The organism is Methylobacterium sp. WL1, from assembly GCF_008000895.1.
GTDB lineage: Bacteria > Pseudomonadota > Alphaproteobacteria > Rhizobiales > Beijerinckiaceae > Methylobacterium.
The window spans coordinates 3,699,619-3,722,939 of sequence record NZ_CP042823.1; the positions used below are offsets into that span (position 1 = coordinate 3,699,619).

18 protein-coding genes, 1 other RNA gene and 1 pseudogene are annotated in these 23,321 nt (G+C 69.0%); 8 read left to right on the forward strand and 12 right to left on the reverse strand.

Translation table 11 applies throughout. From position 1 onward, the window contains the following. Nucleotides 1-90: 90 nt before the first annotated feature. Complete coding sequence (locus FVA80_RS17935) at nucleotides 91-1,389, reverse strand: L,D-transpeptidase family protein (RefSeq protein WP_147906273.1); 1,299 nt, start codon at nucleotides 1,387-1,389, stop codon at nucleotides 91-93. Nucleotides 1,390-1,738: 349 nt separating this feature from the next. Here FVA80_RS17935 and FVA80_RS17940 point away from each other — a divergent pair. Together FVA80_RS17940 and FVA80_RS17945 are read left to right on the forward strand one after the other, a co-directional pair. Then, a pseudogene (locus tag FVA80_RS17940) lies at nucleotides 1,739-2,170 on the forward strand (copper chaperone PCu(A)C); the annotation flags it as partial. A 460-nt stretch (nucleotides 2,171-2,630) separates the two neighbouring features. Next, nucleotides 2,631-3,161 carry a DUF1465 family protein gene (locus FVA80_RS17945; RefSeq protein ID WP_147906275.1) on the forward strand — a complete coding sequence of 177 codons (531 nt, stop codon included), beginning with the start codon at nucleotides 2,631-2,633 and terminating at the stop codon, nucleotides 3,159-3,161. Nucleotides 3,162-3,207: 46 nt separating this feature from the next. On the opposite strand, the gene FVA80_RS17950 is transcribed toward FVA80_RS17945, so the two are convergent. Both FVA80_RS17950 and rpmE read right to left on the reverse strand, forming a co-directional pair. Next, a complete protein-coding gene (locus FVA80_RS17950) occupies nucleotides 3,208-3,987 on the reverse strand; it encodes a MetQ/NlpA family ABC transporter substrate-binding protein (RefSeq protein WP_147906276.1) in 780 nt (259 codons plus the stop codon). A 445-nt stretch (nucleotides 3,988-4,432) separates the two neighbouring features. Then, nucleotides 4,433-4,681: a 50S ribosomal protein L31 gene (gene rpmE / locus FVA80_RS17955; RefSeq protein WP_007565880.1), complete on the reverse strand. Its 249-nt coding sequence runs from the start codon at nucleotides 4,679-4,681 to the stop codon at nucleotides 4,433-4,435. Nucleotides 4,682-4,923: 242 nt separating this feature from the next. On the opposite strand from rpmE, the gene FVA80_RS17960 reads away from it, so the two are divergent. Further along, entirely contained in the window at nucleotides 4,924-6,768 is a 1,845-nt protein-coding gene (locus tag FVA80_RS17960) for an ABC transporter transmembrane domain-containing protein (protein WP_147906277.1), read from the forward strand. 427 nt (nucleotides 6,769-7,195) lie between these two features. Here the strand turns inward: FVA80_RS17960 and FVA80_RS17965 are convergent, their stop codons facing one another. The 7 genes from FVA80_RS17965 to FVA80_RS17995 form a co-directional block, all read right to left on the reverse strand. Continuing rightward, nucleotides 7,196-8,209, reverse strand: a complete 1,014-nt coding sequence (locus FVA80_RS17965) for a peptidoglycan -binding protein (protein ID WP_147906278.1) — start codon at nucleotides 8,207-8,209, stop codon at nucleotides 7,196-7,198. Beyond that, on the reverse strand, nucleotides 8,209-9,192 hold the full coding sequence (locus tag FVA80_RS17970) for a MotA/TolQ/ExbB proton channel family protein (protein ID WP_147906279.1): 984 nt from the start codon (nucleotides 9,190-9,192) through the stop codon (nucleotides 8,209-8,211). The genes FVA80_RS17965 and FVA80_RS17970 overlap by 1 nt, the downstream gene beginning before the upstream one ends. A 436-nt stretch (nucleotides 9,193-9,628) precedes the next feature. Then, the gene (locus FVA80_RS17975; protein ID WP_147906280.1) at nucleotides 9,629-10,447 is read right to left on the reverse strand and encodes a TIGR00282 family metallophosphoesterase; all 819 of its coding nucleotides are present in this window, start codon (nucleotides 10,445-10,447) and stop codon (nucleotides 9,629-9,631) included. A 3-nt stretch (nucleotides 10,448-10,450) separates the two neighbouring features. Next, on the reverse strand, nucleotides 10,451-11,068 hold the full coding sequence (locus FVA80_RS17980; RefSeq protein ID WP_147906281.1) for a 5-formyltetrahydrofolate cyclo-ligase: 618 nt from the start codon (nucleotides 11,066-11,068) through the stop codon (nucleotides 10,451-10,453). Then, a non-coding RNA gene (gene ssrS / locus FVA80_RS17985) (6S RNA) lies at nucleotides 11,058-11,214 on the reverse strand. The genes FVA80_RS17980 and ssrS overlap by 11 nt, the downstream gene beginning before the upstream one ends. A gap of 130 nt (nucleotides 11,215-11,344) precedes the next feature. Beyond that, nucleotides 11,345-11,593 carry a hypothetical protein gene (locus FVA80_RS17990; RefSeq protein WP_147906282.1) on the reverse strand — a complete coding sequence of 83 codons (249 nt, stop codon included), beginning with the start codon at nucleotides 11,591-11,593 and terminating at the stop codon, nucleotides 11,345-11,347. 226 nt (nucleotides 11,594-11,819) lie between these two features. Next, nucleotides 11,820-13,340, reverse strand: coding sequence for a formyl transferase (locus FVA80_RS17995; protein WP_147906283.1), 1,521 nt, complete (start codon nucleotides 13,338-13,340; stop codon nucleotides 11,820-11,822). A 256-nt stretch (nucleotides 13,341-13,596) separates the two neighbouring features. On the opposite strand from FVA80_RS17995, the gene FVA80_RS18000 reads away from it, so the two are divergent. Together FVA80_RS18000 and FVA80_RS18005 are read left to right on the forward strand one after the other, a co-directional pair. Continuing rightward, nucleotides 13,597-15,702 carry an exopolysaccharide transport family protein gene (locus FVA80_RS18000; RefSeq protein WP_147906284.1) on the forward strand — a complete coding sequence of 702 codons (2,106 nt, stop codon included), beginning with the start codon at nucleotides 13,597-13,599 and terminating at the stop codon, nucleotides 15,700-15,702. Then, nucleotides 15,699-17,003 (forward strand): VpsF family polysaccharide biosynthesis protein, encoded by a 1,305-nt coding sequence (locus tag FVA80_RS18005; protein ID WP_147906285.1) that lies wholly within the window; start codon nucleotides 15,699-15,701, stop codon nucleotides 17,001-17,003. The genes FVA80_RS18000 and FVA80_RS18005 overlap by 4 nt, the downstream gene beginning before the upstream one ends. 7 nt (nucleotides 17,004-17,010) lie before the next feature. On the opposite strand, the gene FVA80_RS18010 is transcribed toward FVA80_RS18005, so the two are convergent. Together FVA80_RS18010 and FVA80_RS18015 are read right to left on the reverse strand one after the other, a co-directional pair. Further along, nucleotides 17,011-18,180 (reverse strand): cellulase family glycosylhydrolase, encoded by a 1,170-nt coding sequence (locus tag FVA80_RS18010; RefSeq protein ID WP_246692012.1) that lies wholly within the window; start codon nucleotides 18,178-18,180, stop codon nucleotides 17,011-17,013. 70 nt (nucleotides 18,181-18,250) lie between these two features. Beyond that, nucleotides 18,251-19,432, reverse strand: coding sequence for a DUF1972 domain-containing protein (locus FVA80_RS18015; protein ID WP_147906287.1), 1,182 nt, complete (start codon nucleotides 19,430-19,432; stop codon nucleotides 18,251-18,253). A gap of 258 nt (nucleotides 19,433-19,690) precedes the next feature. Between FVA80_RS18015 and FVA80_RS18020 the strand changes: the two genes are divergently transcribed. The 3 genes from FVA80_RS18020 (at nucleotide 19,691) to FVA80_RS18030 (ending at nucleotide 23,287) form a co-directional block, all read left to right on the forward strand. Beyond that, on the forward strand, nucleotides 19,691-20,893 hold the full coding sequence (locus tag FVA80_RS18020) for a glycosyltransferase family 4 protein (protein WP_147906299.1): 1,203 nt from the start codon (nucleotides 19,691-19,693) through the stop codon (nucleotides 20,891-20,893). A 277-nt stretch (nucleotides 20,894-21,170) separates the two neighbouring features. Then, a complete protein-coding gene (locus FVA80_RS18025) occupies nucleotides 21,171-22,160 on the forward strand; it encodes a sterol desaturase family protein (RefSeq protein ID WP_147906288.1) in 990 nt (329 codons plus the stop codon). 2 nt (nucleotides 22,161-22,162) lie between these two features. After that, nucleotides 22,163-23,287 (forward strand): GNAT family N-acetyltransferase, encoded by a 1,125-nt coding sequence (locus FVA80_RS18030; RefSeq protein ID WP_147906289.1) that lies wholly within the window; start codon nucleotides 22,163-22,165, stop codon nucleotides 23,285-23,287. Nucleotides 23,288-23,321 lie beyond the last annotated feature (34 nt).

Here is a 23,321-nt window from a genome sequence, read left to right on the forward strand (position 1 = left end):
ATGACAGAGCGGCCCCAAACGCGCGAGGCCCGCACCCCGGGTCGGGGTGCGGGCCTCGGCTGAACCCGATAAGCGCGGCGCGCGGCGAACTTACTCTTCGTCGCCGGGCTCGAAGGTCTGGGGCAGCGGCTCGGCGCTGGCGACCGGGGTCGGCGCCCCGATGGTCGAGGGCACGTTCACGCCGTCGCGCTTGTAGATGTCGTCACGGAACTGCACGAGGCCGTCCGGGGTCGCCCAGGCGGTGATGTAGGTCCAGTAGACCGGCACCGGCTGGGCGATGTTGGCGTCGACGCGCTTGCCGCTCTCGATCGCCTGCTCGACCTGCTCGCGGCCCCAGCCGGGCGTGTCCTTCAGGAGCCACGTGATGTACTCGCGCACGTTCTGCACGCGCACGCAGCCCGACGAGATGAAGCGGAAATCGTCGCCGAACACGCCCTTGGTGTTCGTGTCGTGCATGAACACGCCGTAGGGGTTCGGGATGTTGATGCGCACGATTCCCATCGAGTTGAAATCGGCGCCCGATTCCTGCCGGTAGGTGAAGCGCGTGCCCTCGTCCGAGTTCCAGTTGATCGAGCGCGGCGAGACCTCGCCGTTGCCCGACAGGATGTGGATCTTGTTGTCGGTGAGGTAGTTCGGATCCTTCTGCATCTTCGGGATCAGGTCCTTCTTCACGATGGAAGCCGGGACCGTCCAGGTCGGGTTGAAGTTGATCTGGGTCGCCTTGGTGTTCATGATCGGCGACTGGCGGTCGATCTTGCCGACGCCGGCGGCGTGCAGCGTGACGACCTGGCCGTTCTCCACGGTCTCCACCAGGGCGGCCGGGATGTTCATGATCACGAAGCGCCGGCCGAGATCGCCCGAATAGGAGCGCAGGCGGACGACGTTGGTCTCGAGCTGATGCAGCCGCACGTCGGCGGGCACGTTCATCGCCTGCTGGGTGGCGAGGCTCATGGCGCCGGTCTGGCTGAGGCCGTGGCGGGCCTGGAACCGCTTCACGCCGGCCGAGACGTAGGAATCGTACACGCCGGAGCCGCCGGCGGCCGGATCGAGGTCGCCGGTGACGATCAGGCGCTGGCGCACCGCGGCCACGGCCGGGCCCTTGGCGCCGACGCGCAGGCGGTCGGCGCCGGAGACCGGGCGCCAGCCGCCGCGGTTGACGATGTCCCGGTAGCGCTCGACCATCTGCTCGGTCGCCGACACGGTCTGGGGCGACAGGATCGGTACGGTCTCGCGCTGCACCTGCATGGCGGCGGGCGAAGCGTAGTCCTGCGCCCATTCGGCCTGGGCATAGTTGCCCTGGTCGCGGGCCTCGGCGGCACCGAGGCCGAGCGTGCCGAGCGCGGCGACGCCCAGCATGGCGGTGAACCGGTTTGTTGCCTTGATGCGCATCAGTCGCTGGCTCTTGTCCGGAGTTCGTCAGTTCATGGCGAGAGCGGGTGTACTCGGTCGCCACGGTGTCGGGATGGCCTTAAGACTCCCTATCGAAGGGGCCGGATTGTGGCGTCGGCGTGCGCCAGCGCACGTGGCGACTGGATGCGGCACGGCGACAACAGTCCTGGGTGGACCAGTGTGGCAGAGATGTCACCGCAACGCGGGCCGGCGCAGGATTCCGCCTTCCTCATAAGGACCGGCCGCGCGGGCCTGACGTGTCGTCTCGGTCGATCATCATCCTCAGGACGGAAGCATGCCGATGAAGATCTTTTGCGCGGCCCTCCTCGGCCTCAGCGTGTTCACGGGGGCGGCCCAGGCCGACCCGATCAAGGCCGGCGACCTCACGATCGACACGCCCTGGTTGCGCGCCACGCCGAACGGCGCCAAGGTCGCTGGCGGCTACGTGACGATCCGCAACTCCGGCACCGCCCCGGACACGCTGACGGGCGCCGCGGTGCCGTTCGCGCGCTTGGGCGAGATCCACTCCATGTCGATGGAGGGCGGCGTGATGAAGATGGCCCCGGTCTCCGGAGGCCTGACGGTCAAGCCAGGCGAGACCGTGGAGCTGAAGCCCGGCGGCTATCACCTGATGTTCGAGGGCCTTTCGGGCGCCCCGAAGGCCGGCGACAGCGTGTCCGGGACGCTCACGTTCCAGCGTGCCGGCACCGTGCCGGTCACCTTCTCGGTCGCACCGATCGGGGCGAGCGCGCCCGGTGGCGGTCACCAGCATCAGCATTAAAACGGCCACCGCCGGGGTGACTACCGGCTCGGCATGAGCCGACGTGCTGAACCAAGCCCTTGGACCCGTTCACGATTGCGCGGCTGTCGCGAGCGGCTCGGGCCTCCGGCTCTGCCGAGCCCGGACGGCGATACACCTTCCGGGTGTCTCGAAATGGGTCATGCAACTGATCCTGGCGTCGCCGACGCGCCCCTGTTCAAGGCCTGCGCGCCCGAGGGGAGCCCGATTCCAAGACCGGTCCAAGGCACCGTGTATTCGGTGGTGTCCAGGTCACCTTTTGAATGCTTGCAGCCGGCCGTGTACGCCATATCTTAACCATCGGCCGGCTCATTAAGGTTAAGGAAGATCTAACCCTGATGCCGCCGCGGTTCGGCGCTAGGATTGCGGCGTCGCCCGAGAGCCATGGCCGGAATGTCCCGGTCCGGGACGGCTTGGCCCGTCGGCGGCACAGGAGAGGCACATGAACGGCTTCGATGTCACGTTCCGGGACGATCGGGACTGGGTCGATTTCGGCAAGACCTACGTCAATTCCGAGGCGTTCAAGACGCTGTTCCGCGACGGCATGCTGCTCGTGGAAGAGACGGCGGCCTATCTCGACGGCCAGGGCCGGGACGAGTCGCGCCTGGTTTCCCGGGATGCCACGCTCAGCTACGCGGCGGAGAGCATGCGCCTCACGACGCTGCTGATGCAGATCGCGTCGTGGCTGCTCGTGCAGCGCGCGGTGTCGGAGGGCGAGATGACCCCGGCGGAGGCGCTGCAGGAGAAGCATCGGGTCAAGCTCGGCAAGTCCGAGCCGCCGAAGCAGTCGGACTTCTCCCTGCTGCCGATGCGCCTCCAGCAGCTGATCCTGCGGGCGCGCCGGCTGCATGCCCGCATCCTGCACCTGGATTCGCTGATCACCGACGACCGCCCGACGCCGATGCCGGTGGAGAGTCCGGTGGCGGCCCAGCAGGGTCTGCTGCGCATGGCGTTCCGCCTCGGCGAGGGCTGAGGAGGGCGGCGCGGTCGGTCCCGAAGGCTCCGACCGCGCGCAGACCTCAGAAGGCCGGCACTTCCCCCGGCCGCTTGTCCGTGATGTAGGCCCGGATCGTATCGTTCTGATAGGCGCGGACGAGCTTGGGTACCCACGGAGCGTTCTTGTCCGTCTCCCGAACCGCGATGAAGTTGCTGTAGGGATTGTCGACCGACGACTCGATCGCGATCGAGTCCTTGCCCGGCTTCAGGCCTGCCTCGACCGCGTAATTGGTGTTGATCACCGCAGCATCGAGATCGTCGAGGCTGCGCGATAACTGGGCCGCGTCGATCTCACGGAACTGAAGCCTCTTCGGATTGTCGGTCACGTCGAGCACCGTGGGGAGGATGCCGACGCCGTCCTTCAGCTTGATCAGCTTCTGCGCCTGAAGCAGCAGCAGGGCGCGCCCGCCATTCGACGGGTCGTTCGGGATGCCGACCGACGCGCCGTTCCTGAGTTCGCCGACCGCCTTCACGCGCCGGGAATAGAGCCCGATCGGCGAGACGATCGTGGCCCCGACCGGCGCGATCTTGTAACCCTTCGCGGCGATCTGGTTCTCCAGGAAAGGCTTGTGCTGGAAGGCGTTGGCCTGAAGGTCCCCGGCATCCAGGGCGGCGTTCGGCAGGAGGTAGTCCGAGAACACGACGAGATCGAGATCGAGCCCGTCCTTGGCGGCGATCATCTTGACCTTCGCCCAGACGTCCTCGGCATCGCTCATGATGCCGACCTTGATTTTCTCACCCGCCAAGGCCGGTGCGGCGAAGGTCAGCAGAACGGCGACGACGGAAAACAGCCTGCGTTTCATGAAAAACTCCACAGTCGCCGCTTGCAAAGCTCAAGGGCGCAAGAAGATGCATCGACTTAAATTTGAAACTACTCAGGCTCCGCGCGACGAAGACCTCGAGACAAACAGCCGCCACCGGGTCCGTGCGAGACCGTGACGACCGAGGATCGTGACCGGGCGGATCGTCGACGGCACCGGACATTACGACGGCTCGGCTTGGCTGGAAAAGAGGCCGCGCCGAACGGGCCGGCCGGGTGGTACGACCGGTGCGCACCGAGACAGAAGAATATTTTCTCTCTGCGGCGTCAGACAAGATCGAACGCGTCGGCGAGCTGGAAAATTCGCCAGACCATTCCGCCAGAAAATTCTCGCCCCGCTCTGCGACGGCGCAGAACAGGCACGAAAAAACGGGCGGCCCCGCGAGGGACCGCCCGTTCTGATTCGTTTCGGCGCGATCCGTCCGGGATCAGCGCTTGCCGAGGTTGCCGAACCGCGAGTTGAAGCGCGAGACACGGCCAGCGCGATCGAGCATCTTCTGCTCGCCGCCGGTCCAGGCCGGGTGGGTGAGCGGATCGATGTCGAGGTTGAGGGTGTCACCCTCCTTGCCGTAGGTCGAACGGGTCCGGTACTCGGTACCGTCCGTCATCACGACCTTGATGAAGTGGTAGTCGGGGTGCTCGGTCCCCTTGGCCTTTGCGGCCGCGTCCTTCGCCATGACCTGTCGTTCCTGTTCTGGCATGCCGGCGGGGAGCGCAGGAGGCGCCGCCCGGCCCGGAATGCGGAAGGTGTCAGCGGTTGCACCGAACCGTAGGTTCGTGGCAACGGCACGTCCAAGCCGACCGTGGTGGCGGCCCGCGGCCATTGAACACGCGCAATCGGATGAGGGGCGGCGTATATCGCAGGCTCTCTCCGGGAACAAGCGCCGTGGACCGGGTGGGAAGAGACGCGTGAGGCGTGATGGCCCGTAAGACCAAAGCGGCGGCTTCCGGCCGGCCGAAGGCCCCATTGAGCGCGCTCCGGCCGCTCCTGCCCTTCGCCCTGCGGTATCGCGGGCGGATCGTTGCCGGCATCCTGGCCCTCGTCTGCGCCTCGGCCTCGACCCTGGTGGTGCCGATCGCCATGCGGCGCGTCATCGACCACGGCTTCACGGCCGACGGCGCGAACGTGATCGACGCCTACTTCCTCGCGCTGCTCGGGGTGGTCGCGGCTTTCGCGCTCTCCAGCGCGGCCCGGGTCTACACCGTGGTCACGCTGGGCGAGCGCGTGGTCGCGGATCTGCGCAGCGCCGTCTTCGCCCGGCTGACGATCCTCGACCCCGCCTTTTTCGACCGCTCGCAATCGGGCGAGATCGTCTCTCGCCTCACCGCGGACGCGACGCAGATCAAGTCGGCCTTCGGCGTTTCCGTCTCGATCCTGCTGCGCAACCTATTCCTGTTCGTGGGCGCGACCGCCATGATGGTGATCACCAGCCCGCGCCTGTCGGTGATGGTGCTGGCCGCCATCCCGGTGATCGTGTTCCCGCTGATCGTCTCGGGCCGCGGCGTGCGGCGGCGCTCCCGGGCCGCGCAGGACCGGCTGGCGGACGCCTCAGCCTACGCCGCCGAGGCGGTCGGAGCAGTGCGGACCATGCAAGCCTTCGGGCGCTCCGGCACGGCTGCGGCCCGGTTCGCGGCCGCCTCAGAGGACGCCTACACGGCCGCCCGGGACTCGATCCGGGCGCGGGCGCTGCTCACCGGTGTGGCGATCTTCCTCATCTCGGCCTCGGTGGTCGGGGTGATGTGGTACGGCGCCCAGGGCGTACTTAACCACACGATGACCGGCGGTGAGCTGTCGCAATTCGTGCTCTACGCTGTGTTCGGCGCAGGCGCGCTCGGCCAGCTCTCCGAGGTCTACGGCGACCTCGCGATGTCGGCCGGCGCGGCCGAGCGGCTGACCGAGATCCTCGCGTCCGAGCCCGCGATCCGTGCGCCCTCCCCGGCCCTGCCCCTTCCCGTGCCGGCCGGCGGCGCCGTAAATTTCGAGGCCGTGCGCTTCACCTATCCGACCCGGCCCGGTCACGCTGCCCTGGACGGGCTGACCTTCGCGGCGGCCCCCGGCGAGCGCATCGCCATCGTGGGACCGTCCGGTGCCGGAAAGTCGACGGTGCTGCAGCTGCTCCTGCGCTTCTACGATCCGCAGGGCGGCCGCGTGCTGATCGACGGCATCGACATCGCGCGGGTCGATCCGGAGGCGCTGCGCGCCCGCATCGCCCTGGTCCCGCAGGATCCGGTGGTGTTCTCCGGGACCGTCTCCGAGAACATCCGCTACGGGCGCCCCGAGGCCGGTGAGGCCGAGGTGCGGCACGCCGCCGAACTTGCCAACGCGCACGGCTTCATCGCGGCCCTGCCGCAGGGCTACGACACCCAGGTCGGCGAGCGCGGCGTGACCCTCTCCGGCGGGCAGCGTCAGCGCGTCGCCATCGCCCGGGCGATCCTCAAGGATTCGCCGATCCTGCTACTCGACGAGGCGACCTCGGCCCTCGACGCGGAATCCGAGCGCGCCGTCCAGGCCGCCCTCGACACGCTGATGCGTGGGCGCACCACCCTGGTGATCGCCCACCGTCTCGCCACGATCCGCGCCGCGGACCGGATCCTCGTCCTCGACGACGGTCGCATCGTCGAGACCGGCACCCACGAGAGCCTGCTGGCCCAGGGCGCGCTCTACGCGCAGCTCGCGAGCCTGCAATTCACCGACGCCCTGGACGAGACCGCCCGCGGCAAGGGGCTTCGTACGCGCGGCGAGCGCATCCCCGCCGCCGAGTAGTTTTGGGACTTGGCTGGGTAGGGTTCGGGGACGGAAGGCTCGTGTCCGTCGCCGAGAGCCGGAACAGGACCGTGATCGTACTTCAACGGGCGGCCGCCTTGAAGGTCTAGGCCCCGCCGTGCCTACGTGTCTCCCGTCCGGTGGATAGAGCCCGGTCGACTGCCTCGGCTACGCCAATGCCGCTTCCGAGATGCTCGCGCAGGCCGACGCCACGGGCAGCAATCCGATGCTGGCGAGATCTCCCACACGATGGTCGCCGAAGACGGCCACGCTCGGGCCGAGGGGCTGGGGACGTCCCATGCCACCCTGGACCTGGTCGGCGCCGAGCGATGAGTCCGCCCCCGAGGACATCGCCGTCGGTGTGCGCCATTGCGGGCGGGGCTCTCGAAGCGCGTCGTTCGGTCCGGTCTATCGGACGGGCGAGCGCCTACCGCTCCGTCAGCTTCATCTCGATCCGGCGGTTCCTGGCATAGGCATCCTCGGTGGTGCCGGCGTCGAGGGGTTGGAACTCGCCGAAGGCCCCGGCCAGGAGATGCTGCGGCGGGATGCCCTTGCTCGCGAGATACTGCACCACCGCGATCGCCCGGGCAGCCGAGAGCGCCCAGTTCGACGGGAATTGCGCGGTGATGATCGGCCGCGCATCGGTGTGGCCGTCGACCCGCAGGACCCACGGCAGGTCCGCCGGGATCTGCCGGGCAAGGTCGGCGATGGCCGCGGCGATCCGGTCGAGCTCCGGGCCTGCCTCCGGCTTCAACGTCGCGGAGCCGCCGGGGAACAGCACCTCGGATTGCAGCACGAAGCGGTCGCCGACCACCCGGATGTCCGGCCGGTTGCCGAGAATCTGTCGCAGGCGCCCGAAGAAGTCCGAGCGGTAGCGCGCCAGCTCCTGGACTTTCTGGGCCAGGGCGACGTTCAGTCGGCTGCCGAGTTCGGCGATCCGCACCTGCGATTCCCGGTCGCGGGTCTCCGAGGCGGCCAGCGCATCCTCGAGGGCTGCGAGCTGGCGGCGCATGGCGCTGATCTGCTCGTTCAGGAGATCGACCTGGGACAACGCCCGCTTTGTCGCGCCGCGCTCGGCCTCCAGCTGCTTGTCGAGGGCACCCGCGGCCCCCTGGCTGACAGTCGCGGCCTCGGCCTGCGACTTGGCCTGATCACGCTCGGCCTCGACGCCGGCGAGCGTGGTGCGAAGGCTGCGGACCTCGTCCTCCTGGCCGCGGCGGTTCGAGCGCTCCAAGGCCAAAAGATCGGTGAGGTCGGCGATCTGGCGGTTGAGCTTGACCAGCGTGGCGTCTCGCCCGGTCAATTCCTGCGACAGGAAGAACTGGCCGACCACGAACACCGTGAGCAGGAACACTACCGCCAGCAGCAGCGTCGCCAGGGCATCGACGTAGCCGGGCCAGACGTTGAGGGGGCGCCGGGCGCGGGCCGCGGTCGAGGCCACTACACCCGCTCCCGGCCGAGCCGGTCGAGCACCTGCTTCAGCTCACGCTCGCGGCTCGCCTGGGCCTCGACCCAGTCGCGGATCATCTGCTGCTCGGCGCGCATGTGCTGGACGAGGCCCTGGATGCCCTCGGCCAGGTTGGTCATGGCCAGCGTCGCGGCACGGCCGCCCCCGCCCTCGGATACGATCGTGGTCAGACGCTCGACCGCCTCCTTGAGATCCTGCGCACCGGCGGCGGCGGCAACAGGCCGGACAGCGCCCGCCACTGCCGGCTCGGACGCCGTTCCGGACAGCAGCCAATCCTGCAATTCGTTGTGGAAACGGGCATGGGCCTGGCCGGCCTGCAGTTCCAGGAAACCGGTGATCAGCGACGAGGCGAGACCGAACAGCGAGGCCGAGAAGGCGAGGCCGATGCCTGAGAGCGGCACGGCGAGCCCGGACTTGAGCTCGTCGAACATCACCCCGGCATCGCCGCCGCCACGCATGCCCTTGATCACCCCGCCGACCGCCGAAAGCGTGTCGATCAGGCCCCAGAACGTGCCGAGCAGGCCCAACAGGATCAGGATGCCGGCGATGTAGCGCAGCATCTCGCGGCCTTCGTCGAGGCGCGCCGCGATCGTATCGAGGTAGCCTGAGGTCCCCGGCAGCAGCGCCCCGGTCTTCCGGGCCGCGATCATCGGCACCATCGGGGCGAGCAGCGCCGGCGGCTTCCGGGCCTGAGCACCGGTCGCCACCGCGTTGACGTAGCCGACCTCGCGGAACAGCCGGACGACCTGCCCGAAGGCGATCAGCACCGCGATCAGCAGAACCCCGAGGATCAGCCCGTTGAGCCCGGGATTGGCCAGGAAGGCTGGGGTGATCTGCTTGAACAGGATGAAGGCCAGGAAGCCCACCAGGATCAGGAATATCACCATACGCCCGAGATAAATCCCGGGTCGCGCCAGCGGTGGACTGCTATTCTCACTGTTGTCGCGGGCGGCCATCGGTCGCTCTAACCTGATCTCAACATGGGGTCGCCAAGAAGCGGGGCCCGTCACGGCCACTGTGGGGGCAGCCCCACCTGCGATCAAGTCTCACCGCGGACACGCTTGTGTGGCGCCAGACCGGGCGGGACCGGACCCACCCGTGGCATGAGGTAGGCATCAGCCCTGCACAAGCGGCCCATTCGACTTAGGCGGGTTCGATCTCAGGTGGTCGGACGCGGGATGGCGGAGCCGGCCCGATCGGTGGCTTCAGCGGTGCTGGTACCAGTCCCAGACCAGATAGGCCGGAAACGGAAGCATGATGGCGAAGAAAATCCAGTCGAACATCTGAGGCATGCGGAGCTCCCTGGTTCAGAGGATCTCTGCAATCTACGGGTGCGGGCCGCTGAAGTTCCTGGGGCGGCGCGTGCCGGCACCCGCTTCGGCTGCGAGGGCGCTAGTCCCAGAACCGAGGCCAGCTCTCCTCGAGATGCGGACCGAGGCGGACCGCCGCGACCCGGGTCGCCAGGCCGTCCGCCTGCGTCTCGACGGCGAAGCCGCACAGCGTCGCCTCGCCGCCGGCGACCTCCCAGCGGGAACCCGGCGTCTTCTGGATCATCCGGCGAATCGGCTCATCCTTCTGCATGCCGATGACTGAGTCGTAGTCGCCGCACATGCCGGCATCCGACAGGTAGGCCGTGCCGCCGGGCAGGATCCGGTGATCGGCCGTCGGCGTGTGGGTGTGGGTACCGACCACGAGGCTGGCACGGCCGTCGAGATAATGGCCTAACGCCTGCTTCTCGCTGGTCGCCTCGGCGTGCACGTCCACCACGACGGCGTCGGCGGCGGCCCCGAGCGGGCAAGCGGAGATCTCGCGTTCGACTGCGGTGAAGGGGTCGTCCATGGCGTCCATGAAGACCCGGCCCATCACGTTGACCACGAGCACCCGGGCTCCGCCCTGCGTCTCCACCACGGTGGCGCCGCGGCCCGGCGTACCCGGGGGATAGTTCGCCGGCCGCACCAGACGGGGCTGACGGGCGATGAACACCAGCGCCTCGCGCTGGTCGAAGCTGTGGTTGCCGAGCGTCACCGCATCGGCGCCCGCCTGGATCAGCTCGTCGCAGATCGTCTCGGAGATGCCGAAGCCGCCGGCGGCGTTCTCACCGTTGACCACGACGCAGTCGAGCCGCCAGCGCTCCCGGAGTTTGGGCAGGCGCTCGCACACGACGGTACGGCCCGGGCGACCGATCACGTCGCCGAGAAAGAGCAGCCGCATGGATCAGGATGTCCTGTCGAACCGGATCACGCCCATCTCGGTGATCACGAACTGGAGCGGCCGGTCGTGCGGCTCGGCCGGCACGTGTTCAACCGCCTGGACGGAGAAGCCGACCCCGACCGTGAGGACGGGTCGCCGAGCGGATAAGCGCGCGATCGCGCCGTCATAGTACCCGCGACCGTATCCGATGCGCTGGCCGTCGCGATCGAAGGCAGCGAGCGGCACGATCAGGGCGTCGGGCTCCACGGGCGGAAGCGACGGATCCGGCTCGCTCAGGCCGAAGCGGCCGGCGACCAGCGCGTCCCCGGCCCGCCACTCCCGGAAGATCAGTCCCTCGGGGGTGACGTGCGGCAGTGCGACCGCTTGGCCACGGGCGAGCAACCCCTCGGCAGCGGGACGCGGATCGACCTCGCTGCGGATGGGCCAATAGGCGCCGACCAGCCGGGCCTCGGCCAGTTCCGGCAGAGCCAGCAGCGCGCGGGCGATCCGAGCGGAGGCGTCCAGCCGGGCGGCCGGATCCAGCGCGTCCCGGGCGGCCAGTGCCGAACTGCGCAGTGCGGCCTTGAGGACCGCGTCCGGGCAGGGAGATCCGGTATCTGAAGACGATGAGTGCGGAGCCACGTGAGCCGTTGGAGGATCGATCCCGGGAAACCTACAGAGTAGGTGGGCGCCGTGTTGACCAAGTCCAGGGACGAGGCCAGGGACAGCTCCCGAGGGAGTCGATAAGGCCCCGGGGAAAGTGCTCCTGACGAACTCTGCAGCCCCGCCTTCGCAATGTAGCGATCTCGTGGGGCTCCCGCCAGGGCCGACGACATGGAAATATCGATGGGCAGGGATCGATCCGATGCGGCATCGGACGCGTCGGCTCAGCTCCGTATCGCGGCGGCCGAGCGTTCCTCAGCGAAGGTTGTCGCTCGCCCCGGCGACGACCGCCTGGGTGCCGGCCAGGATCTCGGCCCGCACGGTCTCCGTCTCGGCCGCGTCCCAGAGGCGGATCAGCTCGATCAGACCGCCATGGGTCGCAGAAACCGATTCAGTGAAGAACGCCTCGACCGGGATGCCGGCAACGGCGGCGATCCGCGAGAGCCTGACATTCAGGGCGTTGCACGCAGGCATGTCGGTTCCGATCGTGGCGCTTGCACTCATGAAACAGTCACTCCGATTGATCGGACGCACGGGATATCAGACATCCTCAAACCAAAATACAATCTATGCAATTAGTCCATCCGGCTTAAGGCACGCACAAGTTGCGTTATCCACCATCGAGGTAGGCAACAAGCGCTGGGACAGCGTTTTGACCCCTGAAGCCCTGTTGCAACAGGCTGAACCCATGGGTTTGGGGGCTACCGACGCCGGCAACGCTGCGAAGCGATCAGGAACGGCCCGGCATCCGGATCCGAGGGGCTCGCGCCGAGCCGTCGATGCACTCGATGCCGCCACCCGAATTGACGGTGTGGAGCCGTGTCCCGGCCCAGGCCGGGCCTGGTTCGATGAGGCCGATCAGGGTCTGGGCGAACCCGTCCGGGTCCAGGCGATCGATTCGCGCCAGCCCGAGGGCGCGGCCGTAACCCGTGGCGCAGTCCTGGACCGGGCGGATCAGCTGGCCGCCGCGCTCGACGATGCGCCCGGCCGGCCGGGCGGTCGCAGGATCGATCAGGACCGGGTTGGCCGGATGCGGCGTGTAGGGACCTCGGAAATCGGGAGCCGACCAGAGGCACAGCGCGTCGTGGTAGGATCCGGAGCCGGCAGGCGCCTCGGTGGCGGCATCGCGCACGGTCGCGAACAGCCACCATCGGCCGCCGTGTTCGAGGAGCGTCGCATCGCTGGCGACCACGTCGGAGAGCAGCGTCGCCTCCTTGACCCAACCTCCGGGATAGCGGGTCGCCCGGTAGAGATCGACCCGGCCGGCCGCGGAACTCTCCGGGACCATCCAGACCGCCCCGTCACGCTCGAAGACGAACGGATAGGAGAGATGATGGGGCTCCTCCAGGACCGGCACGGGCGTGCCCTCCGGGCCGTCCGGGCCGAACCGGACGGCTGAGATGATCGCCTTGCCGGTCGCGTGCGGAAATTCCTCGACGAAGACGTGCGTGCTCCCGGCGTAGGCGAGCGGGAACGGGTCGGCGTAGAAGCGGTGGCCGTCATCCGGCAGATCGGTCCACCCGGTCTGGGGGTGACGCCCGAGGTCGATCAGGTCCGGTCCGTCGAGGTGCCGCCAGCCGCAGCGCCAGTGCGGAGCGCGGTAGCAGAGATGGTACAGGCGGCGGATGACCGCGCCGGCCAGCATCCGCGCTGCGCGCGAACCGAGTTCGCTGCCCGGCAACGTCCGCTCGGGCCTCGGGGACGGCTCGGGCACGGCCGAGGGCGGAGCGCTGCGCCCGGCGGCGCGGCGAGCGGTTGCTGCGGCGATCAGGGTCACCGTCCGCGCCAGCGCGTCGTCGATGCCGGCGAGAAGGATGCCGGGCCGGTCGGTGCCGAGCCGGCCTTCGGCCTGAATGCGCCCATCCGCGATCAGCGTAGCCCGCGGGACGGCACCGGCCAGCAAGCTCGCCAGCAGGGCGTCGTCGCCGCGCCGGCCGTCGAAGGCCAGATGCCAGATGCGGGGCCCGGCAGGTAGGTCACCGCACAGGTCGATCGTCAGATCGGGCCAGGCGTCTTGCCGCCGCCATGGGTCGAGGGCGGTCGGCGGCAGGCGCTCCGAGCCGATACGCGGCAGACGGTGGATCAGTGCCTCCAGCCGGAACAGCAGCTCGACCGTGTCGGGCCACCCGTTCGGGACCTGCGCGGCGTCGATGCTGACGGCGCGGATGCCGGGTGTCGCGGCGATTCGCTCCAACAGGGCGATCTGCCAGCGGCGTGGTTCGGCGCCGTCCAGGCGAACTCTCACATGCATGATGGAGCGCCCCTGCGCAGTGTAGCAGTCCGGCAGATCACGGCTGCGGCTACGACCTAATTCCCAAACCCTAACGGGACGGATAATCCTGGCGGCAGCAAACTTCGGTAGAGGGCGTTTACCAGACGCTGAGTAATCGGTGCGTGCGGCCACGACCCTCGGCAGTCTTGAGGGATTGTCAGCAGTCTGCGCGACACTTGCAGTGGGGGTGGAGCCCGCGAGGGACCGACCGAGTTCGAGACGATGGTGACCGATCGTGGCACAGATCGACCGTAACATTGCCGTGGCGAGCTGGCTCGCGCCGGTCCATCCGGCACAGCCGGAGCGGACGGGCCCGACCCGGCCCGACACCACCGCCGAGTTCGGCGACCTGTGGCGCATCCTGTGGCGGCGCAAGCGCACGGTGCTGGGGACCGCCCTGGTGCTCGGTCTGCTGGTCCTGGCCTATGCTCTGATCACCCCGTCCCTCTACACCGCGACCGCGCAGATCCTGATCGACCCGCGCGACCGGCAGGTCGTCCTGAACGACGTCAATCCCGCCGCGCTGTCGCCGGACGGCGGCATCGCCCAGGTCGAGAGCCAGGTGAAGGTGATCGAATCCGACGCGGTCCTGGGCCGGGCCGTGACGCAGGCGCGCTTGGAGAGCGAGCCCGGGTTCGGCGCGGCTCAGGACGGCCTGGTCGCGCGCAGCATCGCCTCGCTCCGGGAGTTGGTGCTCGGTCCCAAGCCGGAGCGGCCGGTCGATGCGCGCGGCCGGGCGCTCGACCAGCTGCGGCGCAAGCTTGCGGTCAAGCGCGCCGACAAGGTGTTCGTGATCGACGTGGTCGTCACCACGGTGGATCCCGACCTGTCGGCCCGCATCGTCAACGCGATCGCGAGCGCCTACCTGGCCGACCAGACCGAGGCGCGCTCCGACGCCGCCAAGCGCGCCTCCGGCGACCTGCGCGGACGCCTCGACGAGCTGCGCAACGCGGTCAACGCCGCCGACAAGAAGCTCGAGGACTACAAGGCGCGCAACGGCCTGATCGCGTCGAGCGGTCGGCTCGTGAACGAGCAGCAGCTCACCGATTCCAACGCCCGTCTGGTGGCGGCGCGGGCCCGGACCGCCGAGGCGAAGGCGCGCCTTCAGGGTATCAAGGATGCGCGCGGCCAGGCAATCGGCTCCGGGGCGATGCCGGAGGCCGTCCAATCCTCGGCGGTCGACCGGCTGCGCGGCCAGTATGCCGAGCTCGCCGCCAAGGAAGCGGACCTGCGCACCAACCTCGGCGAGCGCCATCCCTACATCGCCGCCGTACGCACGCAGATGCAGGATGTCCGCCGCCTGATCGACGCAGAACTGAACCGCATCGCCGGCGCCGCCGAGACCGAGTACCAGCGCGCCCAGGCCAACGAGAAGTCGCTCGCAGCCGACCTGGAGCGGCTGCAGCGGCAATCGGCGGTGACCGCGCAATCCTCGGTTCAGCTGCGCGAGATGGAGCGGGAGGTCGAGGCAGCCCGCACCGTGTACAACACCTTCCTGGTGCGTACCCGCGAGATCAAGGAGCAGTCTGGGATCGACAGCTCGAATGCCCGCATCATCACATCGGCCCGGCCGCCGCAGGATGCGAGCTGGCCGCCGCGGCTGATCCTGGTCGCCGCCGCGCTGGCAGGCGGCCTCGGCCTCGGCGCCGGCCTCGCGCTGACCCGGGAATACCTGGAGCCGACGGTCCTGTCGTCGCGTCAACTGGAGCGGCTGTCGAACGCCCCCGTCGTCGCAGTGATCCCGGGCGTCCAGCCGGGCGGCGCCAGCACGGCAGCCGCGAGCTTCACCCTGGACCACCTCGCCACCACGGCGGGTACGCGGGGCCGCTCGCTGGCGCTGCTGGTGACGTCGGGCCAGGCCGAGGCGACCGAGCGCCGGGCGGTGATCGCGCTGCTCGCTTCTGTGGCCGTGGCACGCGGCGACCGCGTGCTGCTGATCGATGCCGATCTCCGAACCGACAGCGCCGGCACAGCCGGGCTCCTCGACGTGCTGCGCGGTGAGCAGAGCCTCAACGCTGTCACGCAGGTCGATGCGAAGACAGGTGCCCGGCGGATCGGACTCGGCGATACCCAGAAGCCGATCCGCGACGCGCTGGTCCCGACCAACATCGAGCGCTTTCTGGCCGGCGTGAAGGGCCGGTTCGAGCTGGTGCTCGTCGACGGCGGCGTTCTCTCCGAGAACCTGCGTCTCGGCCCGATCGCGGCGGCGGCGGACCGGCTGCTCCTGGTCGTCTGCAACGGCGCCACCCGCCAGCGCGACCTGATCGACCTGGTCGACACCTCGGAAGCCCTGGGCCGGCCCGTCTCCGGCTCCCTGCTGCTCGACCGGCGTAGCGCGTGAGCACGGCGCGGCCCGCGGGCTTCGCGCACCGGCAGGCGGCGCGTTCAAGGCCGGACACGCGCCTGCGCGGCCTGGCGCGGCTCGAATCGATGGCCTTCATCCTGCTGACCGTGGTTCTGGTCGGCGTATCCGGCGGCCTGCTCTGGGCGCTCGGCCTCAACTACGACGGCATCAGCGGTTCGGCACCCGCGAAGATCCATCCGGCGACCTACATGGTCGTCGCCCTGGTCGGCTGGACGATGCTGCGCGCAGGCAACCCGGTGATCCCGGTCGCACAGGCCCTCAACCGCCGGCCGGCCTGCGTGCTGCTGGCCTTCTGCGGCGTGCTGCTGCTCATACTGATCGCGGCCCGCGGCGGCACGGGCTTAGCCGGCTCGATCGACACCTTCGTGCTGGCCGGGCTCGTCCCGATCCTGCTGATGGACCGGGATGCCGCGACGCTGCGGCGGATCGAGGCCGTCTTCCACCTGATGATGCTGGCCAACGCGCTGCTCGGCCTGTTCGAGTTCGCCAGCGGCCAGCGGTTCTTCCCGTTCCGGTTCGACGGCATGGCGTTCGAGACGGACACGCGCTCGGCCGCGCTCCAGGGCCACCCGCTGGTCAACGCGACGCTCACCGCCTGCTACATCCTGGCGCTCGCCAACGGCGGTGGCCGCCTGAACCCGGCGCTCCGGGCCGGAGTGATCGCCCTGCAGCTCGTCGCGCTGGTGACCTTCGGCGGCCGGTCGGCCACGGTGACGACCCTCGCGCTCGGCGGGGCGGTCGGCCTCTTCGCCCTGAACCGGACGCTGCGGAGCAACCGCATCCCCCTGATCGGGGCGGCCTGCGCGTGTTTCGTGCTGACGGCGCTGCCGGTGATGGTCGCGGTGCTGGCAGCAGTGGGGTTCTTCGACACGCTGCTCAGCCGTTTCGTCTCGGACGGCGGCAGCGCCCAGGCCCGGGTCGACATGCTGGCGATCTTCGATGCCGTCCCGTTCCGGCAGCTGCTGCTGGCGCCCGACCTCCTGCAGGTCAGCACCCTGCGGCGGATCTACGGCCTGGAATGGGGCATCGAGAACTCGATCGTTTCCGACGTGCTGTACCACGGCATCCTGGTGACGACGCTGCTGGTCGTGGCAGTGAGTCTCTATCTCACGGAGATCGCGCGCAACTGCCGACGCGGCGTCTGGCTGCCGATCCTTACCTTCGTGATCCTGGTCAACACCTTCGAGGGTCTGGCCGGCAAGACCACCATGCTGGCGAAGTTCGCCCTGATGCTGATCGTGCTGTTTCCGCCCAATTCCCTGCGCGCGCGGGCCTGACGGCCGCTCACGGCCGCGGCGTGAGACCCAGCGCGGCCACAAGGGCGGGATCGATCCTGTGCGCGTCGTCCATCAGGCCGAGCCCGTCGAACAGGTTCCAGAACGACCAGCCGAAGCCCGCCTGCTCCGCCGCCCGCCGCACGTCGCCGAGATAGGCCGCGCGGTCGGGCGCCCGGGATGCGGTGTACCGGGCATCGGTGCGCAAAGCCCCGAACTCGCCCATCAGGATCTGCCGCGCCGGGATCCCGTAGAGGTCGGCCCAGGCCGCGACCGGGGCCAGCTCCTTCGCCAGGTAGGCCGGTCCCGGTTCGGCTGCGAAGTAGTCGCGCAGCTTCCCCTCGATCACCGCGCGGTCCCGGGCCTTCTCGGCCTCCGGGACCGCGCGGTCGGCAGCCATCCGCGCCCGGACCGCCGCCAGGGTTTCTGGCTGGCGCCCCGGGGTGCCGGGCCAGGGCACGGCGTTCAGCCAGCGATAGAACGGCTCTTCCGTGAGCCATGTCGCGCCCTGGTGGGAGAACAGGTACGGCTCGTAGAAGTGGAAGGTGTAGAGCAGCGGCGTGAACCGGGCGAGGGATTCCGGGTCGAGGACCGTCAGCCCGGAGACGAGGCTGCCGCAGGCGCCGGTCGCCACCAGGGTCAGGCCCGGCGCGGCGCCCCGCGCTGCGGTGAGGAGCCCGGCCTGGACCCGGTTCCAGGCCTCGGCCCCACAGCCCTGCGGCGGCTCATTGACCGGCTCCAGCGCCACCCGCCCGATACCCTTCCGGACGCAGAGCCGGGCGAGGTCCGCGATGAGATCGCGATAGGCGGGGAACAGCGGCGCCCGGTCCGATCCGTAGAACGCGTCGGGCGTGTAATGATGCGTGGCGGCATTCGCCTGCACGTTGACGAGGACGCGCATCCCGGCAGCCAGCACGTCGTCGATCGCGGCCGAGAGCATGGCCATGAGGTCGGCCCGGCGCCCGCCCGTGAACGCCACGAACGGTCCGGGATCCAGGGGAAGCCGCGCGAAATCGAAGCCCAGCACGGCCAGCCGGCGCAGGTCGCCACGGGTCGGGGTCGGACGGTCGGCCTGGAACGGCGGCCAGGCGTAATCGATGCGCGGCGCCGGAAACTCCGTGGTCAGCGAGAACCAGGGCCACAGGGCGATGCCGCGGCGCAGCGGAAGCGGTTCGGCCACGGCCGCAGCCGGAAAGGACCGGCGCCGGCGAGCGCGAGGCCGCCGGCCAGCACCGAGCGCCGGTTCGCGCTCACATGTCGGTCCCAACCGTCGCGCGAGCCGGGCTGGCGTCGATCCGGATCGGCGATGCGGCGAGCGCCGGGTAGCCGCCGACCCGGCGCAGCTCGCCTTCGTAGGCTGCCAGCACGTCGTCCCAGCGGAAGCTCTCGGCACGCACCCGCGCCGCCGCACCGGCCGCCGCGACCGCATCGTCGTCGGCGATCACGCGCTCGATGGCGGCGGCGCAGCTGTCCCCGTCCGTGAAGTAGAACTGACCATCGCCCGCGGTGTGGCGGTTGAAGGGATTGTCGTGGGCGATCACCGCGTTGCCGGCCCACAGCGCCTCGACCAGCGACGGGTTGGTGCCGCCGACCGTGTGGCCGTGAAGATAGGCGCGGGCGTGGACCCGGAGGCTCTGGACCAGTTCCGGCTCGTAGATCGCTCCCGGCATCAGCACCTCCAGTCCCGCGGCGTCCTCGACCGCACGGTGATAGGCATTGCCGACCTTCAACGTTCCGAGCACCACGAGCCGCATGCCCCGCGGCTTGCGTGAGAACGCCTCGACGAGCGTCAGGATGTTGTTGTCGGGCTCGATGCGGGCGATCGACACGAGGTAGCGACCCGCCGTGAGACCGAGCGGAGGCGGCCCGAGATCCGCCGGCGGCGGGTCGCCCCCGTAGGGAATCGTCGCGATGGCGCGCCGTGGGCGGCGATGGGCGAGATGGTCCGCAATCGCCGGATGGTCGGCCACGAGGCGCTGCGACGCCCAGGCGGCGATCCCCTCGCTCAGGTAGAAGAACGTCCGGACCGGCAGCGACCATTTCGGCCGACGCCACTCGATCCCGTCCATGTTGGTCAGGATCCGGCCGCCGCGCACCCGCAGATAGGGCAGGAACGCCGCGCCGTTGTAGCCGAGCACGAGGCAGACGCCGCCCCGCGACGCCGCGTCCTTCACGCAGAACGCATCGAAGGCCAGCGTCGCGGCCGGGCCGCGCAGGGCGACCTCCACGGTGATCAGTTCGATGCCGTTCCAGGTTCGGGTCGAGATTCGGTCCCCCACCCGGTCGACCTCTGCCTGGCAATACACGCTCACGCGCCAGCCGCGACCCGCCAGATAGAGCGCGAGTCGTTCCGCGAAAGTCTCGAAGCCGCCATGGGCGGCCGGAATCCCGCGTGTCCCAAGAATAAGTAGTGTGGGCACATCAACGGGCACGGCTCTTCCTTTCTTGTCAGCGATTCATATTGTACGGAGACAGGAATAACGGTCGCCTAAACAGGCGATACAACTCAAGGTTGTTATAGACTGATAAGTATTCATCTTATGGTAGATTTCTCGATACTCACGACATCTTCTAGCCCAGTCGGTGCTCACGGGGCATCGCATCCGTTCGCGTTTGGGCCGGAGACGGCACAGACTCTTCAGCGTGATGCATTCGCCGAGCCGGGCTCCGCCGGGACGACGCGCCGGTTCATATTCAGCCGCGACCGCGGCGATGCACCGGTCACCCGAATCACCTGCGTGCATCAGGGTTTCGAGCTCTACGGCTCGGATCGCTGCTTCATTGAGACAGTACGGACAATCCGGGCCGCCCATCCGAGCGCGCGGATCGACGTGGTTCTGCCCCGTAGCGGCCCGATCGTGGCGGCGCTCGAGCCCTATGCCAGCGCCATCGTGATCGAGCCCCTGTGGATTCTGCGGCGCAAGAACCTCGCCCGGCTCGCGACGCTCGGGATGATGGCGCTGCCCTTCGCGGTGGCCCGGGCGCTTCGGCGCATCCGCGACAGCGACCTCGTCTACGTCAACACGACCGTGGTGGCCGATTACCTGCTGGCCGCCCGCCTGCTGCCGGGGCGCAGCATCGTGCATGTGCACGAGATCCCGGAAGGCGCCGTGCTGAAGGTCCTGCGCGGGCTGATCCGCTGGAGCGGGGCCAACGTGGTCTTCAATTCGCGCGCCACCGAGCGCGCCTACACGCTGCCCCCGGAAGCCACGGCCCGGGTCGTCTATAACGGCATCGCGGGCCCGGCCGAGCCGAACGACCGGGATTACGACGGCACGCGTCCGCTGCGCGTGCTGATGCTCGGCCGGATCAGCCGGATCAAGGGCCAGGACGTCCTGGTCGAGGCGCTCGCCTCCCTGCCGGAAGCCGTTCGCAACCGGATCGACTTGCGGATCGTCGGAAGCGCCTTCGAAGATGCCGCGCGCGAGGAAGCCCTCGCCGCACGGATCGCCGAGACGGGTCTGTCGAAGCAGGTCACGCTCCAGCCGTTCGTGGACGATCCGTCCGCGCTTTACCGCTGGGCCGACGTGGTGACGATGCCGTCGCAGCGGCCCGAATCCCTGGGACGGGTCGCGATCGAGGCGATGTCCTACGGGGTGCCGCCGCTGGTGACCGACATCGGCGGACTTCCCGAGGTGGTCGCCGACGGCAAGACCGGCTGGATCGTGCCGCCGGGCGGTCCGCAGCCGATCGCCGATCTGCTGGCCCGCATCGCCACCGATCCAGCCAGCTGGCGCGGCTTCGGCGCCGCGGCGCGGGCGCGCTACGAGACCCTGTTCTCGGAAGCCTCGGCGGCCGAAGGGATCAACGGCATGGTTCGCGCGACCCTGCGGGGCGCGTTCAGTGCCGACAAGGCGGTGACGGCGGAACAGGCCCCGCGCCCGACGGCGTGAGCGGAGCCCGCGGGCTCAAGCGCTCGTCGGCGGACACCCGAGCCGGGCCAGCGATCATCCGTCGCGACCGATCTCCGGTGGACAATCGACGCCTCAGTCAGATTCGGTAAGTACCAGTCGTCGATAAAGCTCGACGGCCAGAACGTACGCGTTTTGGCGAATCTCGAAGCGTCGGATCGGGAGCGGTCATCCGCACCGTTCAAGCGTCGGACATTGCACGGTAGGGTCGGCGGTCCCCGCCGGCGAGCGGACCGGACCGGCGGAGGAACGCCTCGTCATGGATGTCGTCGGCTTCGTCACCCGGATCATCGACAGGGTCTCGGCAGAGAACCTCGTCGCCGCCGGCCTGCTGTTCGCGACCGCGTTCGGCTGCGCGCTGATCGCCTACTTGCGGACGGCCGAACGCTATTCGTTCACCGAGTTCTTCGAATTCGTGCTGCCGCACGAAGTGATGACGCACCCCTCCGCGCGGGCCGACCTGCTGTTCTACGTCACCCGCAAGGCGATCATGCCGTTCCTGCTGATCCCGGCCGGCGTGACCTTCGTGGTGGCGGTCGGCTACGCGACCAACCGGGTACTCGGCACCGTCTTCGGGATCGACCAGCCGGTCTTCGGTGATCCCGGACCCGTGACCGTGGTGCTGTTCACCCTCACGATGCTGCTGGCCTACGACCTGTCCTACTACCTCTACCACACGGCCCAGCACCGCTATCCGTTCCTGTGGGAGCTTCATAAGGTTCACCACTCCGCCGAGGTGATGGTCGGCATCACCAAGGACCGGGTCCACCCGCTCGACGAGCTGATGAATCGCGCCTGGGACGGGGTGATCCCCGGGATCTGCTTCGGGATCTGGAGCCTGCTCGCGCTCGACCCCGTCGAGCTGACGGTGTTCGGGATCAACGTCTACATCATGCGCAACATCCTGATGATGGACTTCGTGCGGCACACGCACTTCAAGATCTCGTTCGGCCGGCTCAACGCAGTCATCCTCTGCCCGCACTGGCACCAGCTTCACCACTCGACCGCGCCCCAGCATTACGACAAGAATTTCGGGCTGCTGTTCTCGTTCTGGGACCGTCTGTTCGGGACCCTTCACGTCCCGGATCCGAACGAGGATTTCACCTTCGGCCTCGTCGACCGCGACGTCGCCGACTATCAATCGCTGTCGGGGCTCTACGTGCTTCCGTTGAAAAAGTTGGGCCGGCGGATCGTGCGGCAGGTCAGGCGCCTGCGCGGTATTCCGACCCAGCCTCGCTCGGGCGCTTGACCATGTCTCCTGAACGTTTCGAGATCGTCCGCTCCACCGACCGACTCGCGGCCGTCGGACCGGCCTGGACCGACCTGTGGACCCGCAGCAATGCCCTGGTGTTCCAGAGCCATGCCTGGATCTCGGCCTGGTGGGCGAGCGCCCCCGACCGCGATCGCCGGGCGCTGGCGATCGTGCTGGCGTGGCGGGGCGAGACCTTGGTTGGCGTGCTGCCGCTCGCAACGGTGCGGCGGAAGGGTTTTCGCGTGCTCGAATGGGCCGCCAAGGATTGCTCCGATTTCGGCGACGCCGTGCTGGCCGACCGCACGAATGCCGGGCTGGTGCGCCGGATGTGGCAGCAGGCCAGCCGGGACGGCGGATTCGATCTGGCCTATCTCAACCGCCTTCTGCCCGACGCTGCCGCGCGGGTGCTGCTCGCCCCCGCCACCGGGGGCGTCCGGCTGCGCCTGAACCACCGCGACGAGGCGAACTGGCGGGTGCGCGGCCCCTGGCCGACCGGGCAAGCCTGGTTCGACGCACAGTCGAAGAAGACCCGCCAGAACTACCGCCGCGGCCAGAAGACCATGGGCGAGCACGGGCCACTCACGTTCCGGCTGCTCGGCCCCGAGGAACCGCTCGGGCCGGTTCTCGACAGGCTGACCCAGTTCAAGCGGGCCTGGCTGGCAACCCACGACCTGCCCTCCACGGCGTTCTACGACGAGGGCTCGCAGGCCTTGCCCGCGATGGTCCAGGTGCTGGCCGCGACCGGGCTGCTGCACGCTTTCGTGCTCGAATGCGGCGGCGCCGTCGTCGCCGTCTCGATCAACTTCGTCCAGGCCGGCACGATGATGGCGTTCGTTACCACCTACGATCCGGCCTTCGAGCGAGGCTCGCCCGGCATGGTCCTGATGATGGATTACATCATGTGGTCGATCGACCGCGGGCTGCACACGGTCGACTTCCTGTGCGGCGACGAGGGCTTCAAGGGCCGCTTCGGCACGCAGTCCCTGACCCTGACCTCAATGATGGGCGGGTGCACCCCCCAGGGCGCGGCCGCACATCTTGTCGACCGCACACGGCACGCGTGGCAGCGGCGCTTCGGCAAGGACGGCGCCGCGGAAGGGGCGCCGACCGAGGCCGCGGCGTAACGGACTGACGCTTTCCGGGCGGACTGGAAGACAC

Excerpts from the sequence above, each read along its gene's own strand:
- FVA80_RS17990 (WP_147906282.1), bottom strand. The coding sequence starts at position 11,593 with ATGAGTGCAAGCGCCACGATCGGAACCGACATGCCTGCGTGCAACGCC.
- FVA80_RS17950 (WP_147906276.1), bottom strand. The coding sequence starts at position 3,987 with ATGAAACGCAGGCTGTTTTCCGTCGTCGCCGTTCTGCTGACCTTCGCC.
- FVA80_RS17935 (WP_147906273.1), bottom strand. The coding sequence starts at position 1,389 with ATGCGCATCAAGGCAACAAACCGGTTCACCGCCATGCTGGGCGTCGCC.
- FVA80_RS17960 (WP_147906277.1), top strand. The coding sequence starts at position 4,924 with ATGGCCCGTAAGACCAAAGCGGCGGCTTCCGGCCGGCCGAAGGCCCCA.
- FVA80_RS17945 (WP_147906275.1), top strand. The coding sequence starts at position 2,631 with ATGAACGGCTTCGATGTCACGTTCCGGGACGATCGGGACTGGGTCGAT.
- FVA80_RS17975 (WP_147906280.1), bottom strand. The coding sequence starts at position 10,447 with ATGCGGCTGCTCTTTCTCGGCGACGTGATCGGTCGCCCGGGCCGTACC.
- FVA80_RS17995 (WP_147906283.1), bottom strand. The coding sequence starts at position 13,340 with ATGCATGTGAGAGTTCGCCTGGACGGCGCCGAACCACGCCGCTGGCAG.
- FVA80_RS18025 (WP_147906288.1), top strand. The coding sequence starts at position 21,171 with ATGGATGTCGTCGGCTTCGTCACCCGGATCATCGACAGGGTCTCGGCA.
- FVA80_RS17970 (WP_147906279.1), bottom strand. The coding sequence starts at position 9,192 with ATGGCCGCCCGCGACAACAGTGAGAATAGCAGTCCACCGCTGGCGCGA.
- FVA80_RS18030 (WP_147906289.1), top strand. The coding sequence starts at position 22,163 with ATGTCTCCTGAACGTTTCGAGATCGTCCGCTCCACCGACCGACTCGCG.
- rpmE (WP_007565880.1), bottom strand. The coding sequence starts at position 4,681 with ATGGCGAAGGACGCGGCCGCAAAGGCCAAGGGGACCGAGCACCCCGAC.